At 42.8% G+C, this 21,578-nt stretch carries 17 protein-coding genes; 8 read left to right on the top strand and 9 right to left on the bottom strand.

Going from position 1 to position 21,578, the window contains the following annotated elements; all coding sequences use genetic code 11:
* Window positions 1–106: 106 nt before the first annotated feature.
* Together cysS and ABIB50_RS09070 are read left to right on the top strand one after the other, a co-directional pair.
* Entirely contained in the window at window positions 107–1,570 is a 1,464-nt protein-coding gene (cysS, locus tag ABIB50_RS09075; protein WP_429379120.1) for a cysteine--tRNA ligase, read from the top strand.
* Between the two features lie 85 nt (window positions 1,571–1,655).
* A complete protein-coding gene (locus ABIB50_RS09070; RefSeq protein ID WP_429379118.1) occupies window positions 1,656–2,522 on the top strand; it encodes a hypothetical protein in 867 nt (288 codons plus the stop codon).
* A gap of 142 nt (window positions 2,523–2,664) precedes the next feature.
* On the opposite strand, the gene ABIB50_RS09065 is transcribed toward ABIB50_RS09070, so the two are convergent.
* Both ABIB50_RS09065 and ABIB50_RS09060 read right to left on the bottom strand, forming a co-directional pair.
* Window positions 2,665–3,627 carry an AAA family ATPase gene (locus tag ABIB50_RS09065; RefSeq protein ID WP_429379116.1) on the bottom strand — a complete coding sequence of 321 codons (963 nt, stop codon included), beginning with the start codon at window positions 3,625–3,627 and terminating at the stop codon, window positions 2,665–2,667.
* Between the two features lie 5 nt (window positions 3,628–3,632).
* A complete protein-coding gene (locus ABIB50_RS09060; RefSeq protein ID WP_429379114.1) occupies window positions 3,633–5,000 on the bottom strand; it encodes a foldase protein PrsA in 1,368 nt (455 codons plus the stop codon).
* Between the two features lie 175 nt (window positions 5,001–5,175).
* Here ABIB50_RS09060 and ABIB50_RS09055 point away from each other — a divergent pair, with 175 nt between their 5' ends.
* Both ABIB50_RS09055 and ABIB50_RS09050 read left to right on the top strand, forming a co-directional pair.
* Window positions 5,176–5,766: a hypothetical protein gene (locus tag ABIB50_RS09055; protein WP_429379112.1), complete on the top strand. Its 591-nt coding sequence runs from the start codon at window positions 5,176–5,178 to the stop codon at window positions 5,764–5,766.
* Entirely contained in the window at window positions 5,766–6,344 is a 579-nt protein-coding gene (locus ABIB50_RS09050; RefSeq protein WP_429379110.1) for a non-canonical purine NTP diphosphatase, read from the top strand. Before ABIB50_RS09055 ends, ABIB50_RS09050 begins: the two co-directional genes overlap by 1 nt.
* A gap of 2 nt (window positions 6,345–6,346) precedes the next feature.
* On the opposite strand, the gene ABIB50_RS09045 is transcribed toward ABIB50_RS09050, so the two are convergent.
* Window positions 6,347–8,923 (bottom strand): OstA-like protein, encoded by a 2,577-nt coding sequence (locus tag ABIB50_RS09045; protein WP_429379108.1) that lies wholly within the window; start codon window positions 8,921–8,923, stop codon window positions 6,347–6,349.
* 47 nt (window positions 8,924–8,970) lie between these two features.
* Between ABIB50_RS09045 and tilS the strand changes: the two genes are divergently transcribed.
* From tilS to ABIB50_RS09030, 3 genes are all read left to right on the top strand, one after another.
* A complete protein-coding gene (gene tilS / locus ABIB50_RS09040) occupies window positions 8,971–10,311 on the top strand; it encodes a tRNA lysidine(34) synthetase TilS (protein ID WP_429379249.1) in 1,341 nt (446 codons plus the stop codon).
* 76 nt (window positions 10,312–10,387) lie between these two features.
* Window positions 10,388–10,876 (top strand): hypothetical protein, encoded by a 489-nt coding sequence (locus ABIB50_RS09035; protein WP_429379106.1) that lies wholly within the window; start codon window positions 10,388–10,390, stop codon window positions 10,874–10,876.
* Between the two features lie 58 nt (window positions 10,877–10,934).
* On the top strand, window positions 10,935–12,257 hold the full coding sequence (locus tag ABIB50_RS09030) for a DUF3472 domain-containing protein (RefSeq protein ID WP_429379104.1): 1,323 nt from the start codon (window positions 10,935–10,937) through the stop codon (window positions 12,255–12,257).
* A 164-nt stretch (window positions 12,258–12,421) separates the two neighbouring features.
* On the opposite strand, the gene ABIB50_RS09025 is transcribed toward ABIB50_RS09030, so the two are convergent.
* A complete protein-coding gene (locus ABIB50_RS09025) occupies window positions 12,422–13,387 on the bottom strand; it encodes an isopenicillin N synthase family dioxygenase (protein ID WP_429379102.1) in 966 nt (321 codons plus the stop codon).
* Window positions 13,388–13,551: 164 nt separating this feature from the next.
* On the opposite strand from ABIB50_RS09025, the gene ABIB50_RS09020 reads away from it, so the two are divergent.
* Window positions 13,552–15,189 carry a DUF6600 domain-containing protein gene (locus ABIB50_RS09020; protein ID WP_429379100.1) on the top strand — a complete coding sequence of 546 codons (1,638 nt, stop codon included), beginning with the start codon at window positions 13,552–13,554 and terminating at the stop codon, window positions 15,187–15,189.
* A 1,030-nt stretch (window positions 15,190–16,219) separates the two neighbouring features.
* Here the strand turns inward: ABIB50_RS09020 and ABIB50_RS09015 are convergent.
* The 5 genes from ABIB50_RS09015 to ABIB50_RS08995 all read right to left on the bottom strand — a co-directional run bounded on the left by ABIB50_RS09015 (window position 16,220) and on the right by ABIB50_RS08995 (window position 21,444).
* Entirely contained in the window at window positions 16,220–16,411 is a 192-nt protein-coding gene (locus ABIB50_RS09015; protein WP_429379098.1) for a hypothetical protein, read from the bottom strand.
* Window positions 16,412–16,416: 5 nt separating this feature from the next.
* Window positions 16,417–17,634: a Na+/H+ antiporter NhaA gene (gene nhaA, locus ABIB50_RS09010; RefSeq protein WP_429379096.1), complete on the bottom strand. Its 1,218-nt coding sequence runs from the start codon at window positions 17,632–17,634 to the stop codon at window positions 16,417–16,419.
* Window positions 17,635–17,723: 89 nt separating this feature from the next.
* Window positions 17,724–19,253, bottom strand: coding sequence for an ammonium transporter (locus tag ABIB50_RS09005; RefSeq protein ID WP_429379094.1), 1,530 nt, complete (start codon window positions 19,251–19,253; stop codon window positions 17,724–17,726).
* Window positions 19,254–19,658: 405 nt separating this feature from the next.
* On the bottom strand, window positions 19,659–20,966 hold the full coding sequence (gene amt, locus ABIB50_RS09000; RefSeq protein ID WP_429379092.1) for an ammonium transporter: 1,308 nt from the start codon (window positions 20,964–20,966) through the stop codon (window positions 19,659–19,661).
* A 112-nt stretch (window positions 20,967–21,078) separates the two neighbouring features.
* Window positions 21,079–21,444, bottom strand: a complete 366-nt coding sequence (locus tag ABIB50_RS08995) for a hypothetical protein (protein ID WP_429379090.1) — start codon at window positions 21,442–21,444, stop codon at window positions 21,079–21,081.
* Window positions 21,445–21,578: the final 134 nt, after the last annotated feature.

The raw sequence follows: 21,578 nt of genomic DNA, 5'->3' as shown, positions 1-21,578 counted from the left end.
TTAGGTGAATAGTTGATTAAGTTATACTAATGTAAAATAAAACCACTTACGGAATCAACTCAATCCAACCGCTCAACTAAAACCTAAAAATCGTAAGTTTGCCCCCATGGAACAAAATTTATTTGTTTACAATACATTAACACGTAAAAAAGAAGAATTTAAGCCGCTTAATGCCCCGCATGTGGGTATGTATGTATGCGGCCCTACTGTTTATAGTGATGTACATTTAGGCAACTGTCGTACCTATATCTCGTTCGATCTGATATTCAGGTACCTTATGCTGCTTGGCTATAAGGTACGCTATGTGCGTAATATTACTGATGCGGGCCACTTAGAGGGCGATGCCGGCGACGAGGGCGAAGATAAGATCTCTAAAAAGGCGAAGCTGACACAGCTGGAGCCAATGGAAATTGTACAGAAATATTCGGTTGGGTTTCATGACGTGATGGCGATATTTAATACCCTGCCGCCAAGCATAGAGCCCACAGCTACCGGCCATATTAGTGAGCAGATTGAACTGGTTAAGCTGATACTGGAAAAAGGCTATGCCTATGAGGTAAATGGCTCTATCTATTTCGATGTGGAAAAATATAATAAAACCCAGGACTACGGCATACTCAACGGCCGTAATTTAGAAGACCTGCTGGTAAATACCCGTACATTAGGCGGACAGAACGACAAACGCGGCCCGCTTGATTTTGCCTTGTGGATAAAAGCGAAGCCCGAGCATTTAATGAAATGGCCCTCGCCATGGGGCGTTGGTTTCCCGGGCTGGCACCTGGAGTGCTCTGCCATGAGCCATAAATACCTGGGCGACCAGTTTGATATCCATGGCGGCGGTATTGATTTGATGCCTACGCACCATACTAATGAAATTGCGCAAAACGTGGCCAGCTGCGGTAAAAATCCGGCTACTTACTGGATCCACACCAATATGCTTACGGTAAACGGGCAAAAAATGTCAAAATCATTAGGCAATAGCTTTTTGCCGTACGAACTGTTTACCGGCGAGCATTCCATATTAGATAGGGGCTATAGCCCGATGACCGTGCGTTTCTTTATGCTGCAGGCACATTACCGCAGCACGCTTGATTTTGGAAACGAAGCTATGGAAGCGTCTGACAAGGGCTTTAAACGCCTGATGAACGCTGTTGCGTTATTGGATGGCTTGAAGACATCTGCCACTACAGATGTTGATGCGGCGGCCTTGCAGCAACGTTGCTACGATGCCATGAATGATGATTTTAACAGCCCGGTTTTAATAGCCGAATTGTTTGAAGCGGCACGCATCATTAATTCGGTAAACGATGGTAAATTGAAGATAGATGCAGCTAATTTAGAAATTTTAAAAAACATCATCGCCACTTTTGTGTTTGATGTTTTGGGATTGAAGGATGAGCAAGCCGCAAATGACGATCTTCCCAAAGTGTTGAACCTGATAGTTACCTTGCGCAACGAAGCCAAGGCTAACCAGGATTATGCTACCTCTGATAAAATACGCGACGGCCTGCAAAAAATAGGCTTCCAGTTAAAGGATAGTAAAGAAGGAACAAACTGGAGTAAAATTTAATTCAGTTTTAAACGTTATAAAAATTAAAGCAGATACATTAGTCCGCGCAAAACATGCGGATTACATTAATTACAAATCTAACACAATGAAAAAAAACGTATTGGCCGCTCTCTACCTTGTTTTTGCAACTTCAATAGTTGTGGCACAAACAACACCAGCCAAGGTTAACACCGTAGTTGAAGCCGAAAAAAGCTTTAATAATTTAGTGGCAAAAAAAGGCATGAAAGGTGGCTTTTTAACCGTTGCCGATCCGGACGGTATTGTATTCAGGCCGAAGCCGGTTAAAATCACTGATTTTTACGCAAACATTGAAAAACAAGCCGGTTCATTAAGCTGGACACCAAAAATTGCCCGGATCTCTTACAACGGTGATTTGGCATTTACGGCCGGCCCGTATGTATACCAAAATGGTAAAACTGATGATGATAAGGTGTACGGCGATTATGTATCTGTTTGGCGCGCCGATGGCGACGGCAAATTAAAGCTATTGATAGATCTGGGTATCCAACACCCCGAAGCTGAGAAAGATGCGTTGATAGATTTTAAAGAGCCTGACGCATCAATAAAACCTGTTTTAAATAAAGATCCGTTTGTAGGTAAAGAAATTATCCTTAACACAGATAAAATGTTAAACCATGCTTTAACTATATCTTCGCTGGGTGCATACAAAGAGTTTTTGAGCCCCGAGGGCCGTTATTATTTCCCTGGCTTTGAGCCGATGACCGGTAGCGACAGGATCTTAAAGTTTTTAAATAACGAGGCTATCAGCATATCAGCCGAAACTATCAGCGGTGGTCGTTCAACAAGTAATGACCTGGCCTATAGCTATGGCCGCGCGCGTATTAAAAAGGGAAACATTGTGAGCAATTTTAACTATGTGCGTATATGGGAACTTGATGCCTCTCATAAATGGGATATACTACTGGAAGTGTTTTCGGCGATTGAAAATTAGTGATTAGAGGTTGGTGATTAAAGATTAGTTGCCAATCGCTTTATATAGAAAGCAAAAGAGGCTGACCACAACGGTCAGCCTCTTTTGTTATAACTTTTTTTGAAATGGCAATGACTAACCTCTAATCACCAGTCACTCAACTCTAAAAGAGTTGCTCAATAATATCATCCGTAGATAACCCTTCGGCTTCTGCATGGTAGCTGCGTACAATACGGTGGCTTAAAATGGGCCTGGCTACTGCCTGTACATCTTCAATGTCAGGCGAATATTTGCCGTTGATGACCGCATGGCACTTGGCACCCAGTATCAGAAACTGTGATGCACGCGGGCCTGCGCCCCAGTTTAATAAACGTTTAACTTGTGGTGCAGCAAATTCGCCATCGGGGCGGGTTTTTGCTACCAGCTTTACCGCATATTCCAATACATTATCGGCAACCGGGATATTTCTTACCAATTGCTGGAAATAAATGATCTGTTCGGCATTTAATATTTTACTTACGCTTTGCTGCGTTGTGCTGGTGGTGTTTTTAACGATCTGGAGCTCTTCTTTAAACGATGGATAGTTTAGTGATACTTTGAACATAAAACGATCCAACTGCGCTTCAGGGAGCGGATAGGTGCCTTCCTGCTCAATTGGGTTCTGGGTAGCTAATACAAAAAATGGCGGCGATAGCTTATGGGTAACGCCTGCGGCAGTAACCGATTTTTCCTGCATGGCTTCTAATAATGCAGCCTGCGTTTTAGGCGGCGTACGGTTAATCTCATCCGCCAAAATAATGTTAGAGAAAACCGGGCCGGGGATGAATTTAAAAGTCCGGTCCTCGCCCAATATTTCAGACCCGATAATGTCCGAAGGCATCAGATCGGGTGTAAATTGTATGCGGTTAAAATCAAGGTCAAGCACCTGCGATACGGTTTGTACCAGCAAGGTTTTTGCCAGCCCCGGTACGCCTACCAGTAAACAGTGGCCATTACTGAAAATAGATATGAGCACAAACTTTACAACTTCATCCTGCCCAACTATTACATTACTTATTTCTGTACGTATTTGCTGATAGGCATGTTTTAAAGCATCGGCTGCTTCTACATCGGACTTGTGCTGCATAATTTTTAAGGTTTAGCCTGTGCTGTCGTTGGTGTGCCCCAGTCTTTCAATACGGAGCAACCCTGGTATTGCGGATCAATTTTTATATAAGTTTCTTTCCTTTTTTTAGCAAACCACTGGCTAATAGTACGATTGATCTTATCATCAGTAGCGTATGCTTTTAATTTAGGGAAATCCTGATCTAAGTTAGCTTTATGGGCATTGGTAACCGATTTTAAATAGAATATCCGGTAGCTTTTTTTGCCGGCACGATCTGTAAACAATACCGGTTTTGATATACCGCCGGCTTTCATGGTATCAACCACCAATGCAATTTGCGGGTCAAGCTTATCGGTAGGGATATAAGTGGTACGTGTTTCGCCTTCAGGGTTGATGATCATACCGCCATTATACTTGGTTTCTTTATTGTCCGAATAGAAAGATGCCGCGCTCGAAAAGAAATCAACCTTGCGATTTTTGTCTATTAAGGTAAATACGGTATCGGCTTTGCCTTTCGCTCTTTCTAAACTTGCTGCTGTTGTAGGCGGCGTAATTAAAATATGGCGCACGTGTACCTGCTCGCCCCGGCGCTCTAATACCTGCAGGAAGAAGAAGCCATAATCAGGCGACTCAAATACCGGCGAGTATTCGCCTGCTTTTAGCCTAAATGCCCAGGCTGTAAACTCTTTAACAAACATATTCCTATCGGCAAAGCCAACATCACCACCCTGCGGCGCCGAACCCGGATCCTGCGAATAAGCTGTAGCCAATGTTGCAAAGTCTTCACCTTTTTTTATCCTGTCCAACAGGGCCTGTGATTTTTCGCGGTACACGTCTTTTTCTTCCTTGCTTAATTTAGGTTCAAAAACGATCTCGCCAACTTCAACTTCTTTGTTGAAGGTTGGCAAGCTATCTTTCGGCATCCTGTTAAAATAGTCTTTCACATCCTGCGGGGTAGTATTCAATTTTTCGGTGATGTGTCCCTTCATTTTTTCGGCAACCATCATCTCTCGTACATCACCACGGATCTCTTCTTTGTATTGTAATAATGATCGGCCCAAAAACTGCTCCAGTCTTTCCTGCCCGCCTGCGCGTTGGGTCATACCGCGCATACGGCGGTCAACCTCGTTATCAACGTCGTCTGATTTTACTTCGATACTATCTATAGCGGCTTGCTGTACCAATAATTTTTGTGTTATTAAGCTCTGAACTAATAAACACTTATCAGGGTGCACATTTTGTATAACATACTGCGCATTTAATAATTCAATATCCGATTGTAATATAACACTACCACCTACTACCGCTACAATTTTATCTAACACTATTTTCTGCGCGTTAGCGGCAGAAGCAAACAAAACCACACTTAAAACAACTATCCCAAACTTTCTCATTTATCCTATTTAAATACACTGCGGATTTCTGCCCGCAAAAACGTCCCGAATTTCGGTAAAATTTATCAATTATAACTGCTAACCAGGGTGTTTTAATACACCCGGATTTATAATAATGCGAATATGCCAATAAAGCTTCAAACACTTTAACTATTTTTGGTTAAAATTTGTTAAAATGAGATCAGAGAACACGGCAGCATTAAGGTTTATATTACAGGATGACATTTACCTGCTGCAAAGCGATAAAGCGGCTGTAAGCCAGGCACCTGAAACACCTGTTGAAACAATTTCGCCAACGGTAGTAATACCAACTGCTACTACAACTGCCACTTTGCCAGAGCCGCCTGCTGCTACCCCGCAAATTACTGTTACAGAAACGCCTGCCGTGCAGTTTAATTATATGGGCGGTAATAAAAAGCGTTTTTTAATCATCACCCATTACCCAACCGAAGAGTTTATAGCAGCCGACCACCTTGCCGCGCTGCAAAATATATTGAAGCGTAAGGATTATGATATGGATGATGTGGCGATTTTAAACATAGCTACATCCGCTGTTACTGCTGTTACCGACCTGGTGAATTATTTTAAACCCGAAAAGCTATTGATATTGGGTGAAGCTGCCGTGCCTGGAGGTATGGGCGTGCCGCCGCTTAATCAGCCTAAAAAAATGAAAAATGGCGTGCTGCTGCATAGCTTTAGCTTTGATGAAATGATGAGTAGTACCGATAATAAAAAAGCGTTTTGGGAGCAAATGAAAAACTTATAATGCAGCAATTAGTATTTGCCACCAACAACGCGCATAAGCTGGAAGAGGTTTCGGACAAGCTTGCAGGACGTATAAAACTGCTAAGCCTTAATGACATTAACTGCCAGGATGATATTGCCGAAACCGGCACTACTTTCCGCGAAAACGCATCAATAAAAAGCCACTATATTTATGATAAGTACGCGGTTAATTGCTTTGGCGATGACAGCGGATTAGAGATTGACGCCTTAAATGGCAACCCCGGCGTTTACTCGGCACGGTATGCGGGCGGGCATGGTAACCATGCTACTAACACAGCAAAGGTATTGCAGAGTTTAAAAGGAATGACAAACCGTAAGGCACGTTTCCGTACGGTAATATCATTGGTATGGAACGGGGCCGAACACTTTTTTGAAGGAACAGTTGACGGGACCATCCGCCGGGAAGTAAGCGGTACCGCCGGCTTTGGTTATGACCCCATATTTCAACCCGATGGTTATACGGTTACCTTTGCCGAAATGACCCTGGTAGAAAAAAATGCCATAAGCCACCGCGCTATTGCTGTTGAAAAACTTGTCGCGTTTTTAAATACGCTGTAATACTAAGGCTTTAAAATAATAGACCGCCGCTGCTGCGTAACCGTGTCTTTAGCTACACTGTCTTTACTTGTTTTCAGGTTCGCTGGTTTGCTAAGTATGCTATCCTTACCCAGTTTTAAAGCAGGCTGACTATTGGAAATCGTATCCTTACCTAATTTAACAGCGCCCGTTTTTACAGGTAAAGGTTTGCCTGTTTTTTTGGCGGTAATGCCGGGTTTGGCGGCCGGCTTTTTAACCACCGGCTTTTTATTATAACCCGATAGGATAGCTTCTTTTGATACCGGCCTGTCTTTTGGTTTCCAGATAAAGCCTTTAAGTATTTTGTCTTCTTCTTTTACCTTATCTAATGGCGAGCCATGGCCCTCATATTTCCCAACAAAACCATTGCTGCTTATTTCGCCCTTATCAAAATTAAAAAATGCTACGCCGCTGACTGTCCGCGACATATCTGTCACTTCGTTTTTAACCGAATCGCGTTTAAAATAAATGGTTTCGGCATTGCCGGTGATAACAAACGCGTTTAGCTTGCTGTTTTTAAAAGTACCGTGCATCTTTTTACCACCGGCCTGGTTATAAAAGGTCGAGTCGTTTTTTTCCAAATTGACGATAAATGCTGCCGGGTACATGTCCAGGTTATCCAGCTTTTTATTCTTCATCTGCAGGTTTATCGTATCGCCTGATAGTTGCGACGCCTGTGTCCAGATCATCGGGTTTACGTACATGCGGATGGTGGAGTCGCTGGTGCTGTAAAACATCGAATCGGCTTTAGCCTGCAAATCAGACTTAAACAGCTTGGCATGATTGTATCCCCTGACTATCCTTATATGCGAAGTATCACTCAATGGCTTCGGCATCCGTAAAGCAATTGAATCGGCCCTGTTTTTAGCTTTAAGCGAATCCTTCGGACTTAATTTAATAACCGGAGCTTTCACAACTGGTTTCAGTATAACTTTAGGCGCTGGTTTTGGCGCAGGCGGCTTTGGCTTGCCAAAGTAGTAGGGCTTTAAAAACGTGGTATCCTTGGGGAAAGGGATAGGCTCCAACTCTATATACTTAGGCGGGGTTTTATACATAAAAGATGGTTTCCGTTTAACCACTTTAATGGATGTGTCAATATGCGTAGCATCATACTGCTTCTGCTTTAATATTTTAAAATCCTTGAAGGTCATTACCTGGGTTTTTAAAGTATCAGCAGCAAAAAACAGCGAGTCATACCGCATGCCCGGTTTGGGTTTTTCCTCCTGCCTTACGGTATCGGCAAATCTGTACACAATTTGCGGGGTAACACTTGGCGGTGGTAGTGGTGTTCGTTTAATTGTAGGCTGGGTATTGGGGCCTTTAACCTGAGGCATAGTTGTATTAACCGGCGGTGATACTACCGGTTTTTTAACAGGCGGCGTCACAGCTTTTACCGGCGCCTTTTTGGGCGCAGGAGTAACCGGGGCTTTAACGGGTAGTTTTTTTAAAATAGAGTCCGCCACGCTTTTTATAGCTTTACTATTTGATGCGATAAGCTGTGTAATGCCCGGCAGTTTTTTAGTAACCGAATCAGTAATGCCTTTTAAGGTTAGCTTTTTATCGCTAGGTGGGGCATTGGCTGCAGCTGTCGCCTTTTTTGTGAGGCTGTCAATAGCGCCGGCCTTTGTGTTTTTAAGTAAAGAATCTGTCGCCGGCTTTTTCACAGCGCTGCTATCCTCAGTTACAAATATCATGTAGGCATTGTCAGTTACCCATGCCTCTTCGTTCGATTTATGGTATACGCCCAGTTCGCCCTTAAGGGTCATCTTGTCCTGGGTATCGTTAAAAGTAACGTGCTTAACCGCGCGGCCATAACCTTTTAGGCGATCATAAAACAAACTATCACCACGCAATGATTTTGTTTTATTGATATATAAATTCCGTTTGCCAAAAGCTGCCTGCTCGGTTACGGTGTTGTAGGTGCCGTTCTCGGTGTATAAAACATCCTTATCCTTCCCGGTTATAATGGTTGGGCCGTAAAAATAGGTAATGCGGGTGCCCGAGTTATAACGCATGGTATCCGTTTTTATAACCGCATCGGGCGTGGTACAAACCACATCATACCTAAAGTAAGCATCGCGGGTGAACGAAAAATAATAACCATTTTTACTAACAAGCGTATTGCCTTTGTTAACCAGCTTGCCGCCTTCAATATAGGTGCCTATGCGGGTAGCGGTGTTATAGGTAAAGTTATCAGTAGTTAAGGTAGCATCTTTATCAACCATTATAACATGGTTGGTTAACGTGGCTAATTTGGTGTTACCGTCATAATGTAACAGATCCGAGTAAATATGTACCGTGTCGCCCTGGTTAATAACTACGTGGCTAAAAGCATCAACCAGGTTAAGGTCGGGGTAAAAATAAGCGCTGTCTGATGTTAAGGTAGAGTAGTCTTGTTTAAATACGCCGTTATGCACTTTTATTATCCGCTGGTTACCTTGCCCCGGCGCGGGCACCATCTCCATGGTCGACGAACTAATTAGGTTGACCCTTGATTTGCTTTGACCCAAAACAGCCATCGCCGACAGTAAAAACGATAAACTTAAGACGTATTTATTCACTACTGCAAAATTAGTTTTTTGTTGGGGTTATTAAATTAATAATTTTGATGATGCTCCCGGATAAAAAATTCACCGATTTTATTGGCCAAAACAGCCTGTTTGAACGTAACGGCACCTTGCTGGCGGCAGTAAGCGGTGGAATGGATTCTGTATTGATGGTTCATTTATTACTATCATCGGGGTATAAATTTGCTGTTGCGCACTGTAATTTCCAATTGCGGGGCCATGAAGCCAATGCCGACCAGGCATTTTGTAAACAACTGGCCCAACAATGCAACGTGCCTTTTCATACTATAAACTTTGACACCCAAAACTTTGCCACTATCAACAAAATATCTATCCAGATGGCGGCGCGCGACCTTCGGTATCAATGGTTTGAGCAAATAAGGCAGCAGCATAACTACACCGCCATCGCGCTTGCGCACCACCAAAACGATGCAATTGAAACAATATTGTTAAACCTGGTGCGCGGTACCGGCATTGCCGGCCTGCATGGTATCCTGCCAAAAAACGGCTGGCTGGTAAGGCCCATGCTGTTCTTATCCCGTCAGGAAATAGAAAAATTGGTAGCGGACAATAACTACCTGTATGTTGAGGATAGCTCGAACGCGTCGGTAAAATATGCGCGCAATATGTTAAGGCATGAGGTTGTGCCCGCGCTAAAAAAACTTAACCCGGGCCTTGAGAAAACATTCGAGAACAACCTGCAACACTTCCGCGACCTGGAGACATTACTGGAGCTGCGCATTGCCGAATTGAAGACGCAGCTATTTTCCTATCGGGATGGGGATGTGTTGATAGCAATTGATGTCGTTAAAGCGTTAAATCCGCAAAGGTTATTGCTGTTTAAATTATTGCAGGATTTTGGCTTTAATGAAACCGCTATTGACAACTTGATAGCAGCATTAAATAAACATTCGGGCAGGGTACTCGAGTCTGATGGTTTTAGGCTGATAGTGGACAGGGACAATTTAATTATCGCCGCAAAAAATAAAGCAGAACAGCCGGATGTAAGTATTACAGCCGAAGACCATGCTATTAATTACGGCGACTATAAGTTAACCGTTTTGCATGATGATACGCCGCTCATCATCAAAGATAACCCATTAGCTGTTTCTGTTGATGCGGATAAATTGAGTTACCCGCTTACCATCCGTGCCTGGCAACGAAGCGATAGTTTCCGGCCGTTGGGGATGAAAACTAAAAAGAAACTGAGCGATTTTTTTATCGGCCAAAAAATGCCCCTGCACCAAAAAAGCCAGGTGCCTTTATTAATAAATGGCAACGGCGAAATTATATGGGTGGGCGGTGCCCGGCTTGACGACAGATATAAAGTAACTAAAAACACCAAAAAAGTAACTATCTTCGAATTGTATAAAGTAAGATAATTTGAGAATGTGTTAATTTGAAGATTTGAAAATTAAATGTCAGATTAACAGGTCATCAAATCCTCCAAATTAAAAAATGAGCGAGAAATTAATCTTTACAGAGAAGCAATACCTGGGGCGCGAGTTTATCCCGCTGTCTATCCGTTTGGTATTGGCTATATTTTGTTTTGCTGCCTATACTTTTACAGCAGTCGGCGACTCGAACGGCGACCTGCTAGCCGTTGTAGGTTTCGCTATCCTGGTAATCTCGATAGTTATGGGTTTCCTGGTACATTTTAAAACCAGGGTTGAGAATAAAAGCATCATATTAAATGGTTTATGGACCAGCCGCCTGGTAAAAATAGACCTGAACAGCATTGTAAAAGCAGAGGTTGCGCCTTACAGTAAATATTTGGTTAACAACCCGGTTTATAACCTGCATAGCAAAGGCACTATTCGCTTTTTTGCTGCCGGCCGGGATGCAGTGCATCTTACAGACCGGGACGGACTGGTTTACATTATAGGCTCGCACCACCCTAACGAGTTTTTAAGGGCTATAAAGGCCGAAATGGACGGGAAGTTATAGCAGCAGCTTAAAGTTGCAGTAGCAGGTATTTGCAATAGAGCCTTATCTCTATATATCCATGACGATCAATAAATTTATTACCCGGATATTTTTCATCCTTGCTATTGGTATGGGCTGCGTGTTTAATGCATTGGCAATGCAAAGCAGGCTGGATACGGCGGCGGTTGTGGTACCGCTGGGTGGTAATGCTTTTGTTGGTCCGCATGCTAAAGCTATAATAAACGCGCGCGGGCTTAGCAATTGGACCAATGGCGAAGATGTGGTTACCGTTTATGTTCGCCCCGAAAAGGCGGGTAGCCTAAACATTGGCTTTAAAATGCGTGTACCATCAGGCGAAAGCACCATAAGCGTAAAGACAGCAGGCCATACGTTGACTAAAACAGTGGCTGCTACCGGGTATAACTTTTTGTTTTTTGGTGAGATAAATATTGATAAGCCGGGTTATTTAAAAGTAGAGCTGCAAGGCCTTTCAAAAACAGGAAATGTTTTTGCTGATATAGACGATATGATATTGATAGGCACGGCATTAAAAAATGACGCTGCTTATGTAAAGGATAACAAAGGTAACTTTTTTTACTGGGGACATCGCGGCCCCTCGGTGCACCTTAACTATACGGTGCCCGATGCTGTTAAAAACACGACCGAATGGTTCTATAATGAAGTTACCGTGCCGGTTGGGAATGACGTTATCGGCTCGTATTTTATGGCTGATGGCTTTACAGGTGGCTATTTTGGGATGCAGGTAAACTCGGCAGATACCCGCCGCATCTTATTTTCGGTTTGGAGCCCATATACTACTGATGATCCTAAAACTATCCCTGAGAGCTTAAAGGTAAAGCTGTTAAAGAAAGGCGAAAAAACACATGGCTGCGAGTTTGGCGGCGAAGGCTCGGGTGGTCAAAGTTATCTAACCTTCCCTTGGGTTGCCGGCAAAACGTATTGCTTTTTAATACATGCGCAGGGCGATATAGCAGCCGAGACAACAATTTATACAGCATATTTTAAACCCCTGGAATCGGACGAATGGATTTTGGTCGCCAGCTTTAAACGCCCGCAGTCGGGCTCATATTTAAAAGGGTTGCATTCTTTCCTTGAAAACTTTGACCCAAAGCAGGGCGATAAAACTCGCTGGGTATTTTTTGGAAACCAATGGATAGTTGATATAGAAGGTAAATGGTACCCGTTAAACGATGCCCTGTTTACGGGCGATAACACCGCCAAAGTAAACTACCGTAAAGATTATGCCGGCGGTGTGCAGGGCGATCAATTTTACCTGCGCAATTGCGGTTTCTTTGATGATTTTGTTCCCCTTAAAACATCGTTTACCAAAACGCCATCTGCAAAACCACGTCCGCAGATCGATTTTAGCAAACTGCCATAAAATAACCCGTCATTGCGAACGAGGTACGAGTGTGGCAATCTCTACACGCCAGGCGGAAAAACTGTATTGCGTTTATCTATCGTGTAGAGATCACCACGCTACGCTCGCGATGAAGGGGTGTTTATTGATTTTAGCCGGCCTACTGCAAACTAATAACTGCCAACTTATTTCTTCAATCCAATCTCACGCAGGCGCTCATCTAAATACTCGCCGGCGGTGATATCGCTGTATAATTTAGGATGCCCGGCATCAACGGTTGACGGTAACGAGGTCAGATCCATATCAGATACCGGGTGTAAAAAGAAAGGCACCGAGTAACGCGAATTTTTCATCAGCTCGCGCGGCGGGTTAACCACACGGTGCGTGGTTGATTTTAGCTTGTTGTTGGTTAAACGCTGCAACATATCGCCAACGTTAACCACCAAATCCTCGCCATGCGCTTTTACCGGGAACCAACTACCGGTGCGGGTAAGCACTTCCAGCCCATCGGCACTGGCGCCTATCAGCAAAGTAATCAGGTTAATATCCTCATGCGCGCCGGCACGTACCGCATCAGCAGGCACAGCATCCGGGTTTTCAATAGGGAAGTAATGCAACGTGCGTAATATCGAATTACCGTTATTTACCTTGTTATCAAAGTAATGCTCATCAAGGCCAAGGTAAACAGCAATAGCTTGCAATAATTGCTTGCCAACATTTTCCAGCTTTTTGTAGATCGCTAAAGTAGTAGGGTTAAAAGCGGGCAGTTCTTTTACAACCAGGTTTTCAGGGTATTCGGCTTTAAGCGCGTCATTGCCCTCAACCGTTTGGCCTATCTGCCAAAACTCTTTCAAATCGGGCGTTTTAAAGCCCTTGGCGGTTTCTTTGCCTTTGCCGGTATAACCGCGCTGGCCAGCAAGCTCGGCTATCTCGTAGCTTGATTTTACGCTATCAGGTAATGCGAAAAGGGCTTTAACCTGTGCATATAATTCGTCAATCAGCTCTTTGCTTAAACCGTGGTTGGTAATAGTAACAAAACCGGTTTCGTTAAAAGCCTTGCCTATCTCGTCCGAAAATTGTTTGCGCTCGGCTTCGGTACCATTGGTGTAGGTATTCAGGTCAAGGCGTGGGATATTTATTTCTGTGCTCATAGTATATCAAATATAAAAGGTAAAATTATTAATTATTAAATAGAAAACCGCTATTGTAAACTTAGCTAACTAAACATATTAAAACAATTAACGGGCTAAACGTTTTATAGTTTGTTATGTCCATATAACAAAAGCGTAAGTATTACGCCGTAAACTATAAAGCTATGAAAATCTTAAATAAAATATGGGGCATAGGCCTGTTGGCGTTATTGCTGATAGCCGCCGCCCCGCATATAAGTAAAGCACAGGATGAATATATTTCTGAGCAGGACTTTTATGATGAACTGGCACCTTACGGTACCTGGGTAAGCGACCCGCAATATGGCGACGTTTGGATCCCGGATGTTGCCGAAGATTTTAGGCCCTACCAAACACAGGGCCATTGGGTATTAACAGAGTATGGTAACACCTGGGTATCTGAGTATCCATGGGGGTGGGCAACTTTCCATTATGGCCGCTGGCGTTATGATGATTTTTACGGTTGGGAATGGATCCCGGGTTATGAATGGGCTCCTGCCTGGGTTAGCTGGCGCCATGGCGGCGGTTATTATGGCTGGGCACCTTTAATACCGGGCATGAGTATCGGTTTATCAGTTGGCAGCAATTACCGCGTGCCGGATAGCTATTGGGCGTTCGCTCCCGAGGCTTATATCAACCGCCCTAATATTTATAATTATTATGTGCCGCATACCAGGGTGGGAAGTATTATCCGCAATACAACAACAGTAAACTATACTTATTCAAGCGGTGGCCGACAGTATATTGCCGGTCCGCGGGCTGTTGACATCGCGCGTTATACACACCAGCGCCCACGCGTTTATGCTATAAATAATGCCGCAAGACCGGGCGCCATGAATGTGCAAAATAATACGGTCAGTATATTCAGGCCAGCTGTTAGGCGCAACGGGGATGCACGCCCGCAACGCGTTGTTGATGCTAATGCTTACAAGCAGCAAAACCCTAACCAGGGTATCGCCCGCCGCGGCCCCGGTGGTGCGCCAGGTTTTAATCATGATAATGCTGCAAAACTGGCTAACGTGGCCCGTAGCGCCAACGGCAATAATAACGTGGTGCGCGTAAACAACAGGCCTGATAACGATCAGCAGGGACGTCGTCCGGATCAACAGGGTAACCGTCAACCAAATCAACAGGGACAAGCTAACAGGCCTAACCAATCGCAGCCCGCCCAAACGCCGCCAACGCAAACGCAACCCGGCCAACAGCCCGTATTTAACAGGGGCGGCGGGCGCAACGGTAATGATAACCGCCCCGCTACAACGCCGCCAAATAATGACCTGCAGCAAAAGCAACAACAGCTAAATGACGAGCAGCGTACTTTGCGCGAGCAGCGACGCCAGCAATATCAGCGCGAGCAGCAGTTGCAAAGTGTAGGGCAAACTCAGCAAGCGCCGGCCATTAACGGCCAAACACCGCAACAACAGCAGCAGGGTGCTATAAGAGGGCAGCGCCGCCAGCTACAATGGCAGCAAGAGCAACAGCAACGTGCGCAACAGACTCAGCAGATACAACAACAAGCACAGCGCGAGCAGCAGAGACAAGCCGCTCAGCAGGTACAGCAACAACATGGTCAGGCCCAACAGCAGGCCGACCAACAACAACGCGCTCAACGTGCCCAACAACAACAGGCTCAGCAAGCCGCCCAGCAACAACAAGCCGCCCAGCAGGCTCAGCAGCAACGTGCCCAACAACAGGCTCAGCAACAGCAACGCCAGCAACAACAGCAGCAGCCACAAAGGCAGCAGCGCAGGCCGCCAGAGCCACCTGTAAAACCGGTTAATTAATACCTGTTATTATAGCGCATAAAGGCCGTCCCGATAATACCGGGACGGCCTTTATTGTAACGGGCGATCAGGATCGAATATTTGATCATTAAACTCCACAAAAAAGCCTGCCCCTGTTAACAGGATGCAGGCCCTCACATTTAACCGATCAACAACAAACGATTAAAAATCTTTATTGCAATGTATTATCCCGGATAAATTTATCCTCGGGATATACTACAAGTGGAATATAATTTTATACCTGTTTACCGGTACGGCGTTGTAAAGCTTAAATAAAGGCTGATCCCCTGGGACCAGCCTTCCCTGCTATGGTATCTTTATTAACCCCTGGTGTTGATTCAGTTGGGATAAAGGGTCAGCACTTACAAATAATGCACGTATGTTAGGGTTGTTGTAGCAATCAATCAAATCTAATAATGTGTGCTTGTAAGGCTGGCCCAATAAAGATTGCATAAGGCAATGATTTAATTATTGGGTGCCGTACTGCTTGTAGCAAGCAATAGTAAGATTTGGGTAAGTATCCGCTGGCATAAACCTATAGATACCTGCATAAAGCAAGCACTTATTATCAATAATATTGATAGGTTTTAGCAAGCGACAGATACCTTACTGGTGCTACCAAAAGGCGTGGAAAGGAAACAGAAAATCTGCGTTTCGAAGCGTATATCTGTGGTCGTTATATCCGGAGAAAAAATTAAAATACTTTACACAGGTGGTTGTTTTGTGCGGCAGTAAATAAAATGTAAAAACAGGATTGGTTGTTTTATGCACCTGTCGTATTGCTTCCTGGTTATTATCAACAAGAGTGAATTTTATAAAAGGTGCAAAAGGGCAGGTTGTACTGCCGTAAACTTTTGAATAGAAAGTTGATTTTTTAGTTTGATTTTCAGGAGCATGCGGATTGCTTTTGCTGGCAAAGAATGAACAGCAAAAAAGCAGTAAAAAAAATAATTTTATGAAATTTTTTAGCTCCATTTCAATAAAATATGCCCTTGTTTTAAATGTACAAAAAATAATTTAAAGTAAATTATTAATCTCCTTTTTTGTCTTTTTCGTCGGGTAACTCTTCAAGGTTGCCATCTTCATTTACCCCATACTTAGAACGTCTTATAGATTTGTCAAGGCGGACATTCCAATTTGACTCTTTTCTTTTTGATGGCCCCCGAAGCGGGATGATCAAAATAAAGAGCAGGAGTGCAATCTTAAGTATGCTTAGTGCCATACGCGTCAGGATATGTTTAATGCGGTATTGCCTGCTATTTTTTTGTCTTTTTCGGGCGCGTGATCTATACTTTCTTTAACATTTATCGCAACAAAATAAACCAGGCTTAATATTAATGACAAAAGCACGCTTGCTAAAATAGAAACCTTTGCAATGTCTTGAAACTCCTGCTGCTTAAATGCCAGCATAGTAGTAAATATTGACATTGTAAAACCAATGCCAGCCAAAGTACCCATGCCAAACAGTTGTTTCCATTGAACTTTATTAGGAAGGCTGGCTATTTTTAATGCTACTAAAACACGGCTAAATAAAAATATCCCAATTGGCTTGCCTATTACCAGGCCAAACATAATGCCCAAACTTAAGGTGCTGCCAAACGAACCCATAACATCGTTTGGTAAAATTATAGCTGTATTAGCAAAGGCAAAAAGCGGTAAAATTAAAAAGTTGACGTACCGGTGGATGCGTTGCTCTACTTTAGGCAACATGTCTACAGGCATCGCAAATGCAATTAAAACTCCGGCGATACTCGCCTCTACACCCGAATTGTATAAAGCGAACCAAAGCCCCAGAGAAGCTACTATCCAAATGAATGGTGATGATATTTTTTTATAGTTTAAAAAGATAATCACCCCATAAAGTGCAGCAGCTAAACCTAAAAACATCCAGTTAAGGTGGCCGCCGTAAAATAATGCTATTACTATTATAGCACCCAGGTCATCAATTATGGCTAATGCCATTAATAATATTTTTAAACCTACCGGTACACGCTTGCCCAATATAGAAGCAATACCTACAGAAAACGCGATGTCGGTTGCTGTAGGGATACCCCAGCCTTTTGCATATTGGGTATGTGCGTTAAAAGCAACATAGATCAATGCGGGTACGATCATGCCACCCAAAGCAGCTCCAAAAGGTAATATTGCTTTTTTTAATGATGATAACTCGCCACTAATCAGTTCTCTTTTTATTTCCATTCCGGCCATCATAAAAAAGAAAGCCATCATGTAATTATTTATCCAACTAATAAAAGTTTCAGGGAGATGAAAGGAAGATGGGAATAATTGAACGGCCCAAATGCTTTTATATGCATCGGCCGACTCATGGTAATTGGCTAAAAAGATCGAGCCTATTGTACATACTATAAGCATTATACCTGTAAAGCGGCTATCATTAATTAACAACCAAAGTGGATCAACCGCTCTTCCTATAACCTTTCGCATGGTCCTGTACCTTTAAAAATCAGTGGTAAAAAATGACCAGCTGCAAAGTGCAGCCGGCCATCTGTTTGAATCAACGTACAAAAAATATTTTAGTCTACGTAGCCCATAACACCCATTTCCGGCATGTCAAGGCCTTGAATTTCATCTTCGGCAGATACTCTGATAGGAGTAATTTTATTTGATATTTTGAAGAATGCGTACATTATTACAAATACAAATACAAAACATACAACTACACCTATACATTGTGCGCCAAGTTGACTGCCATCGCCATAAAATAAACCTGTAACAGTTCCTTTTACGCCGTTCCAGCCGTCTCCGTATGATCCATCAGCAAATAAGCCTAATGCAATAACGCCCCAGGCACCGTTAACGCCATGTACAGCAAAAGCACCTACCGGATCGTCAATTTTCAATTTATGGTCCATTATATAAATAGTAGCTACAACAAGTACCCCGGCTATTGCACCAATAATTACTGATCCGATTGAGTTTACAAACGCGCAAGGTGCGGTAATTGCAACCAAACCTGCCAGCATACCGTTTGCCAGCATACCCGGATCGGGTTTTTTACCTTGCATGTAAAGTATAACCAATACAGCTAAAGTACCGGCAGTACCTGCCATCATGGTGTTTACAGCAACAATCGCCAAACGGAAGTCGCCACCTGCTAAGGTTGAACCTGGGTTAAACCCAAACCAGCCTAAAGCAAGAATGAAAGTACCCAACATTGCCATCGGGATGTTATGCCCTGGAATGGTATTAGGAGTGCCATCTGCATTAAATTTACCAATACGTGGGCCTATAATAATAGCGCCCGCAAGAGCAGCTACACCGCCAACAAGATGAACAACGGATGAGCCTGCAAAGTCAACTACACCATGGCCTAAACCAAAGTTAGCACCTAATTGCGATAACCAGCCGCCGCCCCATACCCAGTTGCCATAAATTGGGTAAACAAACATAGAGATGAAGAAACCAAAAAGAAGGAATGACTTAAACGACCATCTTTCGGCCATAGAGCCGGTAGGAATAGTTGCTGTAGTGTCCATGAATACCATTTGGAATAAGAATAATGTGAAAACGCCAACGTCATAAACTTTGCTGTTTAAGAAAAAGCCTACATAGCCTACTAAACCAAAATCATGGCCGAACATATGTACAACATATTCATGAGGGATAACGCCGGGTGCACCACCAAGGGTGCCTGCGTTCAAGGCCCCGCCAAACATAAATGCAAAGCCGCATAGCCAGAAACCAAACATACCTACTGCATAAACCATAAAGTTCATGCCTATGGTATGGGCAACGTTTTTCTTTTGTGTAAAACCTGTTTCAACGAGGGCGAAACCGGCCTGCATAAACATTACCAGGAAGCCTGCAATTAAGGTCCACACAATGTTAATGGCAATTTTGTTGTGGCCTGCTGCTTCTGCTACTTCAGTAAGTGTAGGCGCGCCTGCTTTGGCTGCAGTTACATCATTAATGGTACCTGTTTTGGCGCCGGTGGCATCTTGTGCGAGTGCGTTAAGGGGTTGACACACCGAACAGAGCATGATCAGCGCAATACCTAAGTATAGGTACGTTGATGGTTTTTTGAGTAAAGTTTTAAAAATCATAGTTGTTTACGGTTAAATAGTGTTAATAATATATGTGTTTGAGTTGATTGCACGAAATTATTCAACAAAAGGTTAAAACTTATAGAAAAAACGATGATTTGAAAGATTGCTTTTGCTAAATTAATAATACATTTTAATTTTCCTATAAAAATTAATAAAAAAAATCAAATAAAATTAGCAAAAACACTTTTTTAGTGCATTTTTAATGTTGTTATTAAAGTATTTTGGATTAAATAATAGAATTAGTTGTTTATTATAGTATTATTTATCAAAGTTTTGTTAATTATTGTAATAGTTAAATAGAATTTGACTTATTAGAGTTTATAAAAGCCTTTTTAAATTTTTTTAATTGAAAAGCCCATATTTAATTGATAAATATGGGCTTTTTCGAAAGATAAAATAATTTTATAGTTCTTCGTCGTGCTGGCTCATATCCAAGCCTGCAAGTTCTTCTTCTTCAGTAACACGCAATGGGCTTATAAGGTCTGTTATTTTTAACAGGACAAATGCACCTAAAAATGCAAATGCCGATACAGCAACCAGCGCTACCAGGTGTTTAACAAATAAGGTAGTCTCGCCGTAAAATAAACCTTCGGCAGCTGCGCCGTTTACTGCTTTTGTGGCAAATATACCCGTCATTAGCATACCAACCATACCGCCAACACCGTGGCAGGGGAATACGTCAAGCGTATCATCAATATTGGTTCTGCTTCTCCAGATAACTACCAGGTTACTTACCACTGCGGCGACTATACCAATAATTAATGAGCTTGATACGGTTACATACCCTGCAGCAGGCGTAATAGCTACCAAACCTACAACTGCGCCGATACAGGCACCTAATGCAGATGGTTTTTTACCTCTTAAGATATCAAAAAAGATCCATGACATGGCAGCGGCAGCTGATGCTGTAGTTGTAGTAGCCAATGCGGTAGCAGCTAACTCGCCAGACGCTAATGCAGAACCAGCGTTAAAGCCAAACCAACCGAACCATAGTAAGCCGGTGCCCAATATTACGTAGCTGATACGGGCCGGAGTGTGTGCTTCTTCTGCACCGGTACGTTTTTTAAGATATAAGGCCGATGCTAAAGCTGCCCAACCTGCAGACATGTGTACTACGGTACCGCCCGCAAAATCCAATACGCCATATTTATAGAAGATACCTTCAGGGTGCCAGGTTGCGTGGGCAAGCGGGATATAGATGATGATGATAAACAGGGTGATGAAAATTAAGTAAGAGTTGAAACGGATCCGCTCTGCAAATGCACCAGTGATTAACGCCGGTGTAATAACCGCGAATTTTAATTGGAACATAGCAAACAATATAACCGGTATGGTACCACCTAACCAGGCAACGCCCAATGTGTTTTGCATCATAAAGAATGAGCCGGGATTACCAATGATGCCGTAGCCGCCAACGTCAGTACCGAAAGCCATGCTAAAACCAAATACTACCCAGATGATAGTGATCAAGCCCATACAAACAAAGCTTTGCAGCATAGTTGAGATTACGTTTTTCTTCCTAACCATTCCGCCGTAGAAGAAGGCAAGGCCGGGGGTCATTAATAATACAAGCGCTGTCGAAATAAGCATCCAGGCAATATCTGCGCCATTATAAGTTGTTGCAGCCGGTGTTGCTGCTTTATTACCCGGAAATGCAAATGCCAGGATAACCACAATTACAAGAATACCAAAGGGTATAACTTTTTTCATTTTTGATAAGTTTAATAGTTAAAATACTGTGAATTGGAGAGCGCAAGTAACTGCACACATTTAAAGTGAAAAAAAATATTAAGCACGATAAATAATGATCAAAGGTTTGATCTTACCAAAATACATGATTGGGATATAAAAGCAGTTTGAGCTTTCGAGTATAACTGCTGAAAATACGCTTACGATTATTCTTTAAGTAGCGCAGCAGGATAACTGTGCTAAACAGGTCAATAAAAAATATTTTAAGAAAGTGGGCCGATTTTACGAGTCGGTAATGGGCGATTTGTAGTGGATTGCCATTGTTTGAAAACACATCGCTGTTGTTTTCGGAATTATCGTGTCGGATTTGCCCCGTTTTTAACTGATGGGCTTGTGGATTCCCTTTTTGATTGGCATTTGCAGCAAATAATTGCCCTGAATGTATAAAACAGGCTAAAAGAATGATAAAAAATATAAAAAATTTACTATTTGCTTTCATTTAGGCTCTAAAAGTACAATTTATTTAAAAAAATAGATCAATAGCGTAAATTTTAGTAAAAAAAGTATAATTTGAATGTATAAAATATAATTATGGAAATTTATTAACGATTTGTGAGGCTAAAAAAATCATTT

The sequence above is a fragment of the Mucilaginibacter sp. UYCu711 genome (genome assembly GCF_050433825.1).
Lineage (GTDB): Bacteria > Bacteroidota > Bacteroidia > Sphingobacteriales > Sphingobacteriaceae > Mucilaginibacter.
The sequence above is the reverse complement of the archived record's forward strand: the minus strand, read 5'-3'. Positions and strand labels throughout refer to the sequence as shown.

What these genes read in the sequence shown, in the direction of transcription:
- cysS (WP_429379120.1), top strand. Translation starts at nt 107, where the DNA reads ATGGAACAAAATTTATTTGTTTACAATACATTAACACGTAAAAAAGAA.
- ABIB50_RS09070 (WP_429379118.1), top strand. Translation starts at nt 1,656, where the DNA reads ATGAAAAAAAACGTATTGGCCGCTCTCTACCTTGTTTTTGCAACTTCA.
- ABIB50_RS09050 (WP_429379110.1), top strand. Translation starts at nt 5,766, where the DNA reads ATGCAGCAATTAGTATTTGCCACCAACAACGCGCATAAGCTGGAAGAG.
- ABIB50_RS09035 (WP_429379106.1), top strand. Translation starts at nt 10,388, where the DNA reads ATGAGCGAGAAATTAATCTTTACAGAGAAGCAATACCTGGGGCGCGAG.
- ABIB50_RS09030 (WP_429379104.1), top strand. Translation starts at nt 10,935, where the DNA reads ATGACGATCAATAAATTTATTACCCGGATATTTTTCATCCTTGCTATT.
- tilS (WP_429379249.1), top strand. Translation starts at nt 8,971, where the DNA reads ATGATGCTCCCGGATAAAAAATTCACCGATTTTATTGGCCAAAACAGC.
- ABIB50_RS09015 (WP_429379098.1), bottom strand. Translation starts at nt 16,411, where the DNA reads ATGGCACTAAGCATACTTAAGATTGCACTCCTGCTCTTTATTTTGATC.
- ABIB50_RS09020 (WP_429379100.1), top strand. Translation starts at nt 13,552, where the DNA reads ATGAAAATCTTAAATAAAATATGGGGCATAGGCCTGTTGGCGTTATTG.
- ABIB50_RS09060 (WP_429379114.1), bottom strand. Translation starts at nt 5,000, where the DNA reads ATGAGAAAGTTTGGGATAGTTGTTTTAAGTGTGGTTTTGTTTGCTTCT.
- ABIB50_RS09005 (WP_429379094.1), bottom strand. Translation starts at nt 19,253, where the DNA reads ATGATTTTTAAAACTTTACTCAAAAAACCATCAACGTACCTATACTTA.
- nhaA (WP_429379096.1), bottom strand. Translation starts at nt 17,634, where the DNA reads ATGCGAAAGGTTATAGGAAGAGCGGTTGATCCACTTTGGTTGTTAATT.
- ABIB50_RS09025 (WP_429379102.1), bottom strand. Translation starts at nt 13,387, where the DNA reads ATGAGCACAGAAATAAATATCCCACGCCTTGACCTGAATACCTACACC.
- ABIB50_RS09055 (WP_429379112.1), top strand. Translation starts at nt 5,176, where the DNA reads ATGAGATCAGAGAACACGGCAGCATTAAGGTTTATATTACAGGATGAC.
- ABIB50_RS09065 (WP_429379116.1), bottom strand. Translation starts at nt 3,627, where the DNA reads ATGCAGCACAAGTCCGATGTAGAAGCAGCCGATGCTTTAAAACATGCC.
- amt (WP_429379092.1), bottom strand. Translation starts at nt 20,966, where the DNA reads ATGAAAAAAGTTATACCCTTTGGTATTCTTGTAATTGTGGTTATCCTG.
- ABIB50_RS08995 (WP_429379090.1), bottom strand. Translation starts at nt 21,444, where the DNA reads ATGAAAGCAAATAGTAAATTTTTTATATTTTTTATCATTCTTTTAGCC.